Source organism: Citrobacter sp. MGH110 (assembly GCF_001037515.1).
GTDB classification, from domain to species: Bacteria; Pseudomonadota; Gammaproteobacteria; order Enterobacterales; family Enterobacteriaceae; genus Citrobacter; species Citrobacter portucalensis.
Genome location: NZ_KQ089830.1, coordinates 114,953 through 128,709, shown reverse-complemented (window position 1 = coordinate 128,709; position 13,757 = coordinate 114,953). Strand labels below are relative to the sequence as shown.

Annotated in this window: 15 protein-coding genes; 4 read left to right on the top strand and 11 right to left on the bottom strand. The window is 53.3% G+C overall.

Annotation, left to right across the window (positions count from 1 at the left end; translation table 11 throughout):
- Nucleotides 1–13: 13 nt before the first annotated feature.
- The 4 genes from ypfJ to dapA form a co-directional block, all read right to left on the bottom strand.
- Nucleotides 14–880: a KPN_02809 family neutral zinc metallopeptidase gene (gene ypfJ, locus SK38_RS00565; RefSeq protein WP_003037967.1), complete on the bottom strand. Its 867-nt coding sequence runs from the start codon at nt 878–880 to the stop codon at nt 14–16.
- 128 nt (nt 881–1,008) lie between these two features.
- The gene (purC, locus tag SK38_RS00560) at nt 1,009–1,722 is read right to left on the bottom strand and encodes a phosphoribosylaminoimidazolesuccinocarboxamide synthase (RefSeq protein ID WP_003835086.1); all 714 of its coding nucleotides are present in this window, start codon (nt 1,720–1,722) and stop codon (nt 1,009–1,011) included.
- Between the two features lie 111 nt (nt 1,723–1,833).
- Nucleotides 1,834–2,868: an outer membrane protein assembly factor BamC gene (gene bamC, locus SK38_RS00555; RefSeq protein ID WP_003835088.1), complete on the bottom strand. Its 1,035-nt coding sequence runs from the start codon at nt 2,866–2,868 to the stop codon at nt 1,834–1,836.
- A 16-nt stretch (nt 2,869–2,884) separates the two neighbouring features.
- Entirely contained in the window at nt 2,885–3,763 is an 879-nt protein-coding gene (gene dapA, locus SK38_RS00550) for a 4-hydroxy-tetrahydrodipicolinate synthase (RefSeq protein ID WP_003037957.1), read from the bottom strand.
- Between the two features lie 145 nt (nt 3,764–3,908).
- On the opposite strand from dapA, the gene SK38_RS00545 reads away from it, so the two are divergent.
- Nucleotides 3,909–4,481 carry a glycine cleavage system transcriptional repressor gene (locus tag SK38_RS00545; protein WP_003037954.1) on the top strand — a complete coding sequence of 191 codons (573 nt, stop codon included), beginning with the start codon at nt 3,909–3,911 and terminating at the stop codon, nt 4,479–4,481.
- The gene (bcp, locus tag SK38_RS00540) at nt 4,481–4,951 is read left to right on the top strand and encodes a thioredoxin-dependent thiol peroxidase (RefSeq protein WP_003835095.1); all 471 of its coding nucleotides are present in this window, start codon (nt 4,481–4,483) and stop codon (nt 4,949–4,951) included. The genes SK38_RS00545 and bcp overlap by 1 nt, the downstream gene beginning before the upstream one ends.
- 107 nt (nt 4,952–5,058) lie before the next feature.
- On the opposite strand, the gene iadA is transcribed toward bcp, so the two are convergent.
- The 4 genes from iadA to SK38_RS00520 form a co-directional block, all read right to left on the bottom strand.
- The gene (gene iadA, locus SK38_RS00535; protein WP_048234746.1) at nt 5,059–6,222 is read right to left on the bottom strand and encodes a beta-aspartyl-peptidase; all 1,164 of its coding nucleotides are present in this window, start codon (nt 6,220–6,222) and stop codon (nt 5,059–5,061) included.
- Between the two features lie 11 nt (nt 6,223–6,233).
- Nucleotides 6,234–6,695 (bottom strand): YjiG family protein, encoded by a 462-nt coding sequence (locus SK38_RS00530; RefSeq protein ID WP_003835099.1) that lies wholly within the window; start codon nt 6,693–6,695, stop codon nt 6,234–6,236.
- 1 nt (nt 6,696) lies between these two features.
- Complete coding sequence (locus tag SK38_RS00525; RefSeq protein WP_032944189.1) at nt 6,697–7,356, bottom strand: nucleoside recognition domain-containing protein; 660 nt, start codon at nt 7,354–7,356, stop codon at nt 6,697–6,699.
- A gap of 166 nt (nt 7,357–7,522) precedes the next feature.
- Nucleotides 7,523–8,587 carry an AI-2E family transporter gene (locus tag SK38_RS00520; protein ID WP_003037941.1) on the bottom strand — a complete coding sequence of 355 codons (1,065 nt, stop codon included), beginning with the start codon at nt 8,585–8,587 and terminating at the stop codon, nt 7,523–7,525.
- Between the two features lie 226 nt (nt 8,588–8,813).
- Here SK38_RS00520 and bepA point away from each other — a divergent pair, with 226 nt between their 5' ends.
- Nucleotides 8,814–10,277 carry a beta-barrel assembly-enhancing protease gene (gene bepA / locus SK38_RS00515; protein WP_008785438.1) on the top strand — a complete coding sequence of 488 codons (1,464 nt, stop codon included), beginning with the start codon at nt 8,814–8,816 and terminating at the stop codon, nt 10,275–10,277.
- 123 nt (nt 10,278–10,400) lie between these two features.
- Nucleotides 10,401–10,760 (top strand): arsenate reductase (glutaredoxin), encoded by a 360-nt coding sequence (arsC, locus tag SK38_RS00510; protein WP_003037937.1) that lies wholly within the window; start codon nt 10,401–10,403, stop codon nt 10,758–10,760.
- A gap of 35 nt (nt 10,761–10,795) precedes the next feature.
- Here arsC and SK38_RS00505 read toward each other — a convergent pair whose 3' ends face one another.
- From SK38_RS00505 to upp, 3 genes are all read right to left on the bottom strand, one after another.
- Nucleotides 10,796–11,497: a DnaA inactivator Hda gene (locus tag SK38_RS00505; RefSeq protein ID WP_211924219.1), complete on the bottom strand. Its 702-nt coding sequence runs from the start codon at nt 11,495–11,497 to the stop codon at nt 10,796–10,798.
- A 95-nt stretch (nt 11,498–11,592) separates the two neighbouring features.
- Entirely contained in the window at nt 11,593–12,882 is a 1,290-nt protein-coding gene (gene uraA / locus SK38_RS00500; protein ID WP_003835107.1) for a uracil permease, read from the bottom strand.
- Nucleotides 12,883–12,978: 96 nt separating this feature from the next.
- Nucleotides 12,979–13,605, bottom strand: coding sequence for a uracil phosphoribosyltransferase (gene upp, locus SK38_RS00495; protein ID WP_003835110.1), 627 nt, complete (start codon nt 13,603–13,605; stop codon nt 12,979–12,981).
- Between the last annotated feature and the right edge of the window lie 152 nt (nt 13,606–13,757).

Below are 13,757 nucleotides of genomic sequence, written 5' to 3'. Positions count from 1 at the left end.
CTGCCACAGAGTCTTAAATACCTTTACCAAAAGTATTACATTGCCCCGGATCGCCGCTGTCAAAACCGCGTTTGAACCAGGTAAAACGCTGTTCAGAGGTTCCGTGAGTAAAGCTGTCCGGTACTACGCGTCCTTGTCCCTGCTGTTGCAGACGATCGTCACCAATGGCCTGTGCGGCGTTCAGTGCCTCTTCCAGGTCACCAGACTCCAGTACGCCCTGCTGCTGCATGCTGTGGCCCCAGACACCGGCAAAGCAGTCTGCCTGCAGTTCCATTCGAACGGAAAGACGGTTCACTTCTGCCTGTGAGGCATTCTGCTGCATCTGACGAACTTTAGGTTCAATGCCCAGCAGTTTCTGCACGTGATGACCCACTTCATGGGCGATAACATAGCCCTGAGCAAAATCACCATCAGCGCCCAGCTTGTTTTTCATGTCGTCATAGAATGAAAGGTCGATGTAAACCGTACCATCTGCCGGGCAATAAAACGGCCCCATCACGGACTGACCCGCACCGCAGCCGGTACGCGTCGCGCCCCGGTACATCACCAGCTTCGGCTGTTGGTAGGTGCGGCCCATTTTTTCAAACTGCTGTCCCCAGGTATCTTCTGTTGTAGCCAGAATCACCGAGGTAAATTTTGCCGCTTCATCATCGTTTGGGCTGATGGAGCGTGATGATTGCTGTTGGGAGACCGGCTGGCCAGTCATTAGCCCGGTGAGATCCACGCCATAATAACCCGCCACCAGCACCACAATCAGCAGGATGATGCCGCCTTTACCACTGGGCAGACGAAAACCGGGCCCACCCATAGAGGGGCCGCCGCCAGAGCTGTTTCGTCTGTCTTCCACATTGTCACTTTCACGACGCCCTTGCCAGCGCATAATCACCTCAACTTTTTATTCATTATGATGATGATCGTAGGCGGTTCGGAACAGGATTACCATAAGAAATAGTAATCAAATCAGGTGGGGTTAATGAGCCGGAGAGCGATCGCCGGCTCAGGGGAAGATTAGTCTAACTTCACACCCAGGCGATGCGCGACGGCTTCATAGGCTTCGATCAGGCCGCCCAGACTCTGGCGGAAGCGATCTTTGTCCATTTTATCCAGCGTTTCTTTGTCCCACAGGCGGCTACCGTCCGGTGAGAATTCATCACCCAGGACCACTTCACCTTTATACAAACCAAACTCAAGTTTGAAGTCGACCAGAATCAGACCAGCATCATCAAACATCTTTTTCAGCACGTCGTTAGCTTTGTAGGTCAGCTCTTTCATACGCGCCAGATTCTCTTTGCTCACCCAACCAAAAGTTTCGCAATAGGAATCGTTAATCATTGGATCGTGCATAGCATCGTTTTTCAGGAACAGATCAAACAGCGGCGGATTCAGTTCAATACCTTCCTCAACGCCTAAACGCTTAACCAGAGAGCCTGCCGCGCGGTTACGTACCACACATTCAACCGGTACCATCTCCAGTTTTTTCACCAGACATTCGGTATCAGAAAGCAGTCGCTCCATCTGGGTAGGAATACCCGCTTCTTGCAGTTTAGTCATAATGAAATGGTTGAATTTGTTGTTCACCATGCCTTTACGGTCAAACTGTTCAATGCGCGCGCCATCCCCTGCTGACGTATCATTGCGGAATTCGAGCACCAACAGGTCCGGGTTTTCCGTGCTGTATACGGTCTTCGCTTTACCACGATACAACTCAGCTTGCTTTTGCATCTTTATTACTCCTGGGTGTGAATTAACGATAAATATTGCGTTTTTCTGCCGACGCACACGTTTGCGTATCATATCAGAAAAAAAGGGCTGGAGTTATCCAGCCCTTTATTTTTACTTACTGAACGCTGCCTGGAAGACGGCGACCAGCGCGTCGTTCTGGCTTTGCGTCAGGGTATGCCCCTTCGGATCGATAAACTGCAAGCTGCTGCGGTTGTCTAAATCACCGACCTGTAGTTTATAGTCGCCGGATACCAGACCCGGATCGCTTGCGCCCAACTCCTGCCAGTTGCTATCGGACAGTGGTTTGTAGGTCACCGCGATGCTGCCCTGAGAACGGGTGCTGTCGGTTACCTTCATCCCCACTTTCTCAAGCGCTGCCGGCAGACGCTGCCACACCACGTTGAACGGCCCACGTACCACCAGCATTGGTAAACCGGTGTCATCGGCGGCGCTCTGAACATCCATGGTGGCTGCAGAGCGGTTCTGCGCGGCATTCGCGGCGTCGGTGGCGTTTTTATCCAGACCAGCAGAGATAACGTTCATCATCTCAGCGCTGTAGCGCTGCATTGATGCCGCATCGGCTACGGGTTTACCCGCCTGCTCGAGGTTAACCAGTTTCACCGTTACCGCTTGCTGATAGCCCTGCGGTTTAACCGAGATTTGATAACGTCCACGGTACTGCTCGTCTTCATCCAGACGGTTCCAGTCAACCCAGTCGGTGGTCAACGTCTGGCTGGCATCATCACGTTTGGTGATCGTGTAGTTTTTAGACTGAATGACGCTAACGACCTGCGGCCACAGTGTGTTGCCACGACCGTTTTCCACCAGTAATGTCGACGTATCACCCGCGATCTGTGTGCGAGCACCGGTGACTAATGCTAACGGCTGAGCCGGTGGACGAATATCCAGCGCTTTACCCACGGCACCACTGCCGTTGGTTACCGGGATATTATAGTCGCCCGACATAACCGGCAAAATCATCCCAGCTGGAGCATGAAGCTCAGCAAGCGGTGCGGCCTCCAGATAGGATTCATCACCGCTCACCTGGCGCTTATAGCGCGAGTCAGAGCTACAGGCCGCGAGCAACATAACAAGCGAAACACCCGCAACCTTGGCCAGGCGCGACTTTTGTACTGAGTAAGCCATCAAATCTCCCTAAACTTTACAGCAAACCGGCATGCTTAAGCGCCGCTTTGACGATTTCACGAGCATTGTCCGTGATTGGCGTCATCGGCAGACGTAGCGTATCGGTCGCCACAAGTCCCAACTCCTTACACGCCCATTTCACGGGGATAGGATTGGGTTCGACAAATAGTTTGTTGTGTAACGGCATCAGACGCTGGTTAATCACCCGCGCCTCGGCAAATTGCCCGGCTGCCGCCAGTTTGCACATTTCAGCCATATCACGTGCCGCAACGTTAGACGTTACGGAAATCACGCCATGACCACCGAGCTGCATAAAATCCAGTCCGGTCGCGTCATCACCGCTGAGCAGAATAAAGTCGTCCGAAACCAGCTCTTTGATCTGGTGAACGCGACTTAAGTTCCCCGTGGCTTCTTTAATAGCGATAATATTTTTAACTTTCGCCAGACGACCAACGGTTTCCGGCAGCATATCGCAGCCAGTACGGGACGGCACATTATACAGAATTTGCGGCAGGTCAGTATGCTCAGCGATGGCTTTGAAATGCTGGAACAAACCTTCCTGGGTTGGGCGGTTGTAGTAAGGCGTCACCGTCAGGCAGCCGACAACACCGCTGTCGTTGAAACGCTGCGTCAGACTAATGGCTTCCGCGGTCGCATTGGCGCCGGTTCCGGCAATCACCGGAATACGCCCGTCAGCCAGTTCCAGCGTCATCATCACCACATCGCCATGTTCATCATGACTCAGGGTGGCGGACTCACCGGTGGTGCCAACAGAAACGATCGCCGAGGTGCCGCTGGCGACATGATAATCAATCAGTTTTTTCAGGCTCGACCGGCAGACTTTACCTTTCTCATCCATCGGCGTAACAAGCGCGACAATACTTCCCGTGAACATGGGCCATCCTCTGTGCAAACAAGTGTCTCAATGGTACGTTTGGTACGACAATAAAAGCAAGCGACCAGAGCCGTTCTGATTGTTGTATGCATGTTTTTTTTATGCTTTCCTTATGATTACCTCACCGCTCAAAGGAAGAACAGGTTTGACATCGTCATCGCAACACTATCTGGTCATTACTGCGCTGGGTGCCGATCGCCCAGGAATTGTGAACACCATCACGCGTCATGTCAGCAGTTGCGGCTGTAATATCGAAGACAGCCGACTGGCCATGCTGGGTGATGAGTTCACGTTTATCATGTTGCTGTCGGGAACCTGGAATGCCATCACCCTGATTGAATCAACCCTGCCCTTAAAAGGCGCAGAGCTGGATTTACTCATTGTGATGAAGCGCACGACCGCGCGCCCCCGTCCGGCAATGCCTGCTACGGTATGGGTGCAGGTCGATGTCCCTGATTCTCCCCATTTGATTGAACGCTTCACCGCTCTGTTTGACAGCCACCAAATGAATATTGCGGAACTGGTTTCACGCACGCAACCGGCTGAGAATGGAAAGGCGGCGCAGCTGTTTATTCAAATTACCGCACATAGTCCTGCGTCACATGATTCGGCAAATATTGAAGATGCGTTTAAAGCACTCTGTACAGAACTCAATGCGCAAGGCAGTATTAACGTCGTCAATTACTCACAGCATGATGAACAGGATGGAGTTAAGTAATGAACCCACTGAAAGCCGGTGATATCGCACCGAAATTTAGCTTGCCGGATCAAGACGGAGAACAAGTAAATTTAACCGACTTCCAGGGACAGCGTGTTCTGGTTTATTTTTACCCGAAAGCCATGACACCCGGCTGTACCGTACAGGCCTGCGGCCTGCGCGATAACATGGATGAGTTAAAAAAAGCGGGTGTTGAAGTGCTGGGGATCAGCACTGACAAACCAGAGAAGCTTTCCCGATTCGCGGAGAAAGAAGTCCTGAATTTCACGCTCCTGTCCGATGAAGATCATCAGGTTTGCGAGCAGTTCGGCGTCTGGGGTGAGAAGTCATTTATGGGCAAAACCTACGATGGCATCCACCGCATCAGCTTCCTGATTGATGCCGAAGGGAAAATTGAGCATGTGTTTGATGACTTCAAAACCAGCAACCACCACGACGTGGTAATGAATTGGCTGAAAGAGAACGCCTGACCGTGAAATGCCGGATGGCGGCGTGAACGCCTTATCCGGCCTACAAATGCACGCGCGTAGGCCGGATAAGACGCGTTAGCGTCGCCATCCGGCAGATGACCGCCCGGTTACTCAAACGTCCCTTTCACGCACGCTTTCTGCTCCCTGACTACGGCTTTTCCCTTCGCCCACAGGTGATGAACTTCCAGCGCGTCGTTGAGCACCAGAATGTCCGCATCGCATCCCACCGCCAGACGCCCTTTATGCTCCAGTGCCAAAAATTCTGCGACCGTACGCGTCAGCGGACACAGCGCCTGTTCCAGCGGTATGGCATGAATCTTCACCAACTGGCGCACCGTCTCAGCCAGTGATTCAAACCCCGCGACACCGATGCCGGTGAGATTGCCAAGCTCATCAAATTCCGGCTGGCTGCCGTTGCCATCCGAGCTAAGGGTAATGCGCGACAGCGGCACGTTCTGGCGCAGCGCCGTGGCGATAGCCGTGGCCGGGTCGACGGGCTCATCAATACTGCTGGTAATGTCGATATAACCGCCTTTACGGGCATACTCCAGCGCCGCCTGGAACAACGGTTCCGCACGGTTAACGTGTGTCGGCAACATTTTAGTAATCGGCACATCGCAGCAGTCGAGGATCTGGTACAACGGTTCCAGCATGCGCGGGCTATCGCCCATATGGAAAACGCTGATCCCTGGTTTGCGCCCCAACAACCCGCCGACGCGCGACTGCGCCGCCATATTTGCCAGCGCCGAGGTATCCGGGGCTGAAGAACGATGGTCCGAAACCGCACATTTCACACCAATAACTTTATCAATCAGCGCCACATCGCGATCGATACTGCCGGTGATAGTCGGGGAAGGCAGAGAATACGCCCCGGTCAGCATCCATGCGCTGATGCCTTCAAACTCCAGCGCGCGGGTTTTTGCCAGCAGCGATTCCGGGTGACGGGTAATGCCATCGGTACCCAGCAAACCCACCACCGACGTGACACCAGCTTCAACCAGCCGTGACAAGCGCACTTCCGGCGTGCGGGTATGCGGCCCCGCTTCCCCACCGCCGCCAATAAGATGGACGTGTTGATCGATAAATCCTGGGCACACAATCGCGCCGTCAAGATTGATACACTCGCAACCGGGAAAGTCTTCAGGAGAAATTGACGGGGCGATGGCAACAATTTTGCTGCCGGAGACCAGTATATCCTGTCGCCCTAAATCTTCAGGCGCATACACGTGTCCCTGCTGGAACAACGTCAAATCAAGAATTGAACAGTTCATAACCTTCCTTGTCAGGCAATAACCTGCATAACCCAAATAGAGAGCAGCGCATTAATGACGCATACCGCAATAATTAGCGGGTAATAACGAGGATGAACCCCCGCAGTCCCCAGACAACGGCCCACATTTTGCACCGGATTTCCCATCAGGTAGATAGCCGGTAACAACACCGTGGCATCATGTCCCGAAAGCGTTCCGGCGACAACCAGGCTGGCGCACACGCCGACGCCGCCTCCCATACTCATCACTGCTGCCAGCAGCACAGTGGCAGATTCCCCCGGCAGCCCCCACAGCGCCATTACCGGCTCGCATACCCGCCCGACAACCTCGAGCAGCCCTGTCACCTTCAGCGCCTGTATAATCACAAACGCCATCACCACGTTAGGCAACAGACTGGTTGTTGCAATGGTAAACCCGCGCCGTGCGCCATCGATAAACATATCCATGACGTTTTTACGTACCTGTGTTGTCATCTCACGCCTCCTGCTGCATACGGCGATTTTCCAGCTGCGCGATCCACACACGCAACAGGTTCGCACCCACAAATTTGAAGACAAGGATCACCGCCAGCGGCGTAATCACCGGAACGGTCACCATCGTAAACAGCGCTGCGCCAGAAGAAAAATAGTTGGTAATGCACGCGCTACCGCTGGTTTGCCAGCAGGCAAAAATAGCGCGTTCCTGCTCTGTGATAATGCCCTCTTCCGCCATTTCTTTGGTCATCCCGGCCGCGGCATCGGTATTTTGCAAATTTGCAATCAACGCCAGCGAACAAATACCCGGAATGCCCAGTAACGGACGCAGGACCGGCGTCATCAGCTGTTGTGCCGCGCGCAATCCACCCAACCCTTCGGTGACGGAAATAATCCCGAGCGAAAGAATGACGGAAGGCGCCAGTTCAAGCGCGAATAAGAAGCCGTCTTTTGCCCCCATCCCCCCTGTGCCACGAAAAGAGACCGCCGTGTCGCCCGCAGCATTAATCTGCCCAAACGCACCGTTGAGGACAGTGAAGTCAAAGACCCGCCACCATTCGGTACTTTTCGCAAACATGCCGGAAAAAAGAATAATCGTAATAAAAAAAGCGAGATAACCGCCCCATCCCACCTTTTGCTGCGTGTGTGTGCTGTGACCCATTTTGTTCTCCTGTTGGCCTTAATCCTTGTGTGACTAAAAGACATCACGATGGTCAAGTTAAAGACAAACGCGGAGAAAAACGACAGCAGAAGAGATTATTCAGAAAGTGTGGATAGAGGTCAGACAAGTTCAGATCCGGCGACATGATATCGCCGGATCTTGCAGATTAGGGTTCGTCAACGACCTGACCATCCGGCCAGGCATGCATTACCGCTTTGATTAACGTCGCCAGAGGAATCGCAAAGAATACGCCCCAGAATCCCCACAAACCGCCGAAAATCACCACGGAGAGAATAATCACCAGTGGATGCAGATTGACCGCCTCGGAGAACAGCACGGGAACCAGCAAATTGCCGTCCAGTGCCTGGATTATCAGGTACACGGCAAAACAGCTCCAGAACTCGGTGCCAAGCCCGAACTGGAACAGCGCCACGCCAACCACCGGAATCGTCACCACAAAAGCGCCGATATACGGGATCAGCACAGAGAACCCGACCAGCACCGCCAGCAACAGCGAATAGTTGAGACCAAACAGCAGGAAGCCGAGCCAGGTCGCTACGCCGACCACCACCATTTCCAGCACCTTCCCGCGGATATAGTTGGTGATTTGCTGGTTCATCTCTTTCCATACCTGTCCCGCCAGCCCGCGATTACGCGGTAGCACCCGGCGCACGGCGTTCAGCATCTGGCCTTTATCTTTGATCAGGAAGAACACCATCAACGGGACAAGCACCAGATAAACCGCCAGCGTGAGTAATCCGACCAGGGAGGCTAACGAATATTTCACCACCGAATCCCCCATGGTGAGCATTCGCGAGCGCATATTTTCCGCCATCGCATCAATGATGCCCGCATCCATCAGCGCCGGGTAACGTCGTGGCAAGGTGGCGGCAAAATCAGACAATTTATTGAGCATGCCGGGCATGTCGCGGATCAGGTAAATTCCCTGCTGCCACGCAACGGGCATCACCACAAAGGCCATCAGCAGTAAAATACCGACAAACACCACCAGTACAATCGATGTCGCCCAACGCCGTGAACACCCAATATGTTCCAGCCGCACTGTCGGCCATTCAAGCAGGTACGCCAGCACAATGGCGACCAGCAGCGGCGCCAAAAGACCGCTAAAGAAAAACAGGATGCCAAAACCGGCAACAAGAATAATCAGCAGGGCGATGGCTTCGGGGTCGCTAAAGCGGCGACGATACCATTGCATCAACATTTCGAGCATAAAACCCTTCCATGAACCCAATAGCGGGATTGCGATCCCGAATTGTATCGAAATGTCACAAAAAAGACTTCGCTTTTTATGGCTGATTACGCAAAGTGAAAAGACATTTTTCCTGGGTGTTCATCGTCAGGTTTCGCAGTTACACTCCGTAAGCTTGCGGAGTGTGAACGATACTTCACAGCATCGGTCAAATGGCTATCTCAAAAAAGAATACAGGACAGAGGTTATGTTCAGGCAGTTGAAAAAAAACCTGGTTGCTACCCTCATTGCCGCACTGACTATCGGTCAGGTTGCGCCCGCATTTGCTGATACTGCGGACACCCTGCCTGATATGGGAACGTCGGCAGGCAGTACGCTTTCCATAGGACAGGAAATGCAGATGGGCGATTATTACGTACGCCAACTGCGCGGTAGTGCGCCATTAATTAACGATCCATTGCTCACCCAATACATTAATGCGCTGGGGATGCGTCTGGTCTCGCACGCCGACTCGGTAAAAACGCCCTTCACCTTCTTTTTGATTAACAACGATGAAATCAACGCCTTTGCTTTCTTTGGCGGCAACGTTGTCCTGCACTCCGCACTATTCCGCTATTCCGACAACGAAAGCCAGCTGGCATCGGTTATGGCGCACGAAATTTCACACGTCACGCAACGCCACCTGGCGCGTGCCATGGAAGATCAGAAACGCAGCGCACCGCTAACGTGGGTTGGCGCATTAGGTTCAATTTTATTAGCAATGGCCAGCCCGCAGGCGGGTATGGCGGCGCTGACCGGTACGCTGGCGGGTACACGTCAGGGAATGATCAGCTTTACGCAGCAAAACGAACAGGAAGCAGATCGCATTGGTATTCAGGTACTGCAACGCTCGGGATTCGATCCCCAGGCCATGCCAACGTTCCTGGAAAAACTGCTCGACCAGGCTCGTTACTCTTCGCGTCCGCCGGAAATTTTGCTGACTCACCCCCTGCCGGAAAGCCGTCTGTCTGATGCCCGTAACCGCGCCAACCAGATGCGCCCGGTGGTCGTCCAGTCGTCAGAAGATTTTTATCTGGCTAAGGCACGAACCTTAGGCATGTACAACTCTGGTCGTAACCAGTTGACCGATGACCTGCTGAGTAGCTGGTCGAAAGGCAACGTACGTGAGCAACGTGCGGCCCAGTATGGCCGGGCATTGCAGGCGATGGAAGCCAGTAAATACGACGAGGCGCGTAAAGCGCTGCAACCGCTGCTGGCGGCAGATCCTAACAATGCCTGGTATCTCGACCTGGCAACGGATATCGATCTCGGCCAGAAGAAAACCAGTGATGCCATTAACCGCCTGAAAAACGCCCGCGACCTGCGCACTAACCCGGTTCTGCAGCTCAACCTGGCGAATGCCTATTTACAGGGTGGACAAGCCAAAGAGGCGGCGACCATCCTGAATCGCTATACGTTTAACCATAAAGATGACCCTAACGGCTGGGATCTGTTAGCGCAAACGGAAGCCAACCTGAGCAACCGCGATCAGGAGCTGGCGGCGCGCGCGGAGGGGTATGCCCTCGCGGGACGTCTGGATCAGGCTATTTCGATGCTCAGCAGCGCAAGCTCTCAGGTGAAACTGGGTAGCCAGCAGCAGGCCAGATACGATGCCCGTATTGACCAGCTACGCCAGCTGCAAGAACGCTTTAAACCGTACACGAAAATGTAATTATCGAACCTTTGCCGGATGGCGACGCTGTCGCGTCTTATCCGGCCTACGTCAGACGCAATATGTAGGCCGGATAAGGTCTTTTGGCCGCCATCCGGCAGTATTGTTATGCAAGGAGAAGTCATGTCAGACGCGATTAAAATCTACCATAACCCACGCTGCTCCAAGAGCCGTGAAACGCTGGAATTACTGAAGTCCAACGGCGTGGACCCGGAAGTGGTGTTGTATCTGGAAACGCCGGCTGACGCAGCAACCCTGCGCGAACTGCTGCAAATGCTCGGTATGTCCAGCGCGCGTGAACTGATGCGCCAGAAAGAGGATCTCTATAAATCGCTTAACCTGGCGGACAAAAATCTGAGTGAAGATGCGCTGATTCAGGCAATGGTGGAAAACCCGAAACTGATGGAGCGCCCGATTGTGGTTGCCAAAGGTCAGGCTCGAATTGGACGCCCGCCTGAGCAGGTACTGGAAATCGTCGGTTAACCTGCAACCTGCCGCAGTCTTCTCGGCTGCGGCGCTTACAGCTTCAGAATTTCTTTTACGAACGGAATGGTCAGCTTACGCTGGGCGGTGATCGACGCATGATCTAACTGATCCAACGTCATAAACAGCGTTCGCATTTCACGATCCAGACGCTTTAGCAGAAAACGTCCCACATCTTCCGGCAGTTCAAATCCACGAAGTCTGGCGCGTAATTGCAACGCCTGCAGCTTATCTTCATCGGAAAGCGGTTGCAGCTTGTAGATTTGCCCCCAGTCCAGGCGTGAGGCGAGATCCGGCAACCCCAGATTCAGCTGTCTTGGCGGACGATCGCCGGTGATCAGCAAGCGCGTTTTCCCCGACTCCAGGATACGGTTGTAGAGATCAAAGATCGCCATTTCCCACAGCGAATCACCGGCCACACATTCGATGTTATCAATGCAAACCAGCGATAAATGCTCCATCCCGTCGAGCACCTCGGGGACGAACCAGGTGCGTTTATCGAGCGGCACGTAGCCTACCGCATCGCCGCGCGCGGAGAGTTCCGCACAGGCTGCATGCAGCAAATGACTACGGCCAGCGCCTTCACGCGACCAGAGATAAATATACCCGCTATGTTCCTGACGCAGCACGTTTTGCAGTGCAGCCAGTAAAGAGGAGTTATCCCCCGGCCAGAAACTTGCGAAAGTTTCGTCGTCAGGAAGATAAAGTGGCAAAGAGAGCTGTGCCGGTGTGTTCAGAGATACCTCAACCCAGGATTTCATAAAATCGCGTTGAGTTTAACACAGAAATACGTCGCGATAGAACCGGGCAGCGCTGCCGCCCGGTCAGAGATTTACTGTTGCGGACTGTCTGCATCTTTCGCGTCAAGCACGACTTCTTCCGGACGCAGCAGGCTGATAACTTTGAAAATCAGGCTCAGACAGACACCAACAATGGTCGCCAGCGCCATGCCTTTCAGCTCTGCGGCACCGATGTGAACTTTCGCGCCACTTACGCCGATGATCAAAATAACCGAGGTCAGGATCAGGTTCTGCGCCTTGTTATAGTCAACCTTCGACTCGATCAGTACGCGAATACCAGAAGCGCCAATCACGCCGTACAGCAGCAGCGATACGCCACCCATAACCGGCAGTGGAATGATTTGGATCGCCGCCGCCAGTTTACCCACGCAAGAGAGAAGAATGGCGAAAATTGCCGCACCGCCGATAACCCAGGTACTGTAAACGCGGGTGATCGCCATTACGCCGATATTTTCGCCGTACGTGGTGTTCGGCGTAGAGCCGAAGAAACCAGAGATTACCGTAGACAGACCGTTGGCAAACATAGAACGATGCAGGCCAGGATCGCGAATCAAATCTTTTTTCACGATATTCGCCGTTACCACCAGGTGCCCGACGTGTTCAGCGATGACCACCAGCGCCGCTGGCAGGATGGTCAGAATGGCAACCCATTCAAAACGCGGCGTGTAGAACGTCGGCAGCGCGAACCAGTGGGCCTGCGCAATCGGCGTAGTGTCCACAACGCCCATCACGAAGGAGAGCGCATAACCGGCCAGCACCCCGATCAGAATCGGGATAATCGCCATAAACCCGCGGAACAATACGGAACCAAAGACCGTTACCGCCAGCGTCACCATAGAAATGATGATGGTTTTTGAATCCGGTAATTGCCCCTCAGCAGGCAGTAACCCCGCCATACCCGCAGCAACGCCAGCCAGCTCCAGACCGATGACGGCAACGATTGCGCCCATCGCCGCAGGCGGGAACATGACATCCAGCCAGCCGGTTCCTGCCTTCTTAACAATGAAAGAAACCAGGCAGAACAGGACGCCACACATAATGAAACCGCCCAGCGCCACTTCATACCCTAACGGCAGCAGCAGCAGTACCGGGGAAATAAATGCAAAGCTGGAACCCAGATATGCGGGAATTTTACCCTTACAAATAAAGAGATACAGCAACGTACCAATGCCGTTAAACAGCAGAACGGTAGCCGGGTTGATGTGGAACAGGACTGGCACCAGTACCGTTGCGCCAAACATGGCGAATAGGTGCTGCAAACTAAGCGGGATTGTCTGTAAAAGCGGCGGTCTTTCACTCACCCCGATAGCACGGCGCGTCATAGTGTTTTCCTCTGAGTGTTGTTTGTTATTAGCCATTGGGTTGTTTTATTCAAAAAAAAGCCGACTCTTAAAGTCGGCTTCTTTTCACTTATTCGTTTACTTAGTACCAAAAATCTTATCGCCGGCATCGCCGAGCCCCGGAATAATGTATCCGTGCTCGTTCAGTCCCTGATCGATGGAGGCGGTGTACAGCTCCACATCCGGGTGCGCTTTTTCCAGTGCCGCGATACCTTCCGGTGCCGCAACCAGGACCAGCACTTTAATGCTGGTGCAGCCTGCATTTTTCAGCAGATCGATAGTGGCGATAACAGAGCCGCCGGTTGCCAGCATTGGGTCAACGATCAGCGCCATACGCTCATCGATGTTAGAAACCAGCTTCTGGAAATACGGAACCGGCTCCAGCGTCTCTTCGTTACGGTACATACCAACAACGCTGATACGCGCGCTCGGAACGTTTTCCAGAACGCCTTCCATCATGCCCAGACCCGCACGCAGGATAGGCACAACGGTGATTTTTTTGCCTTTGATTTGGTCAACTTCAACTGGACCGTTCCAGCCTTCAATGGTCACCTTTTCGGTTTCCAGACCAGCGGTTGCTTCATAAGTCAGCAGACTGCCAACTTCCGAGGCGAGTTCACGAAAGCGTTTAGTGCTGATGTCGTTTTCACGCATCAGTCCCAGCTTGTGTTTGACGAGTGGGTGTTTGACTTCCACGATCTTCATACTCTTCTCCTTTCCTCAGACGAATGGCAACCACAAAAAAAATCGCCGGATTATACCGCTTTTCCTCTCTGGCGCAACACTGCATACGCTTGATATGGATCAACCAAAGTCATTTGCGTCTGAATGATGAGTATAAAACAAGCCCCGCACTG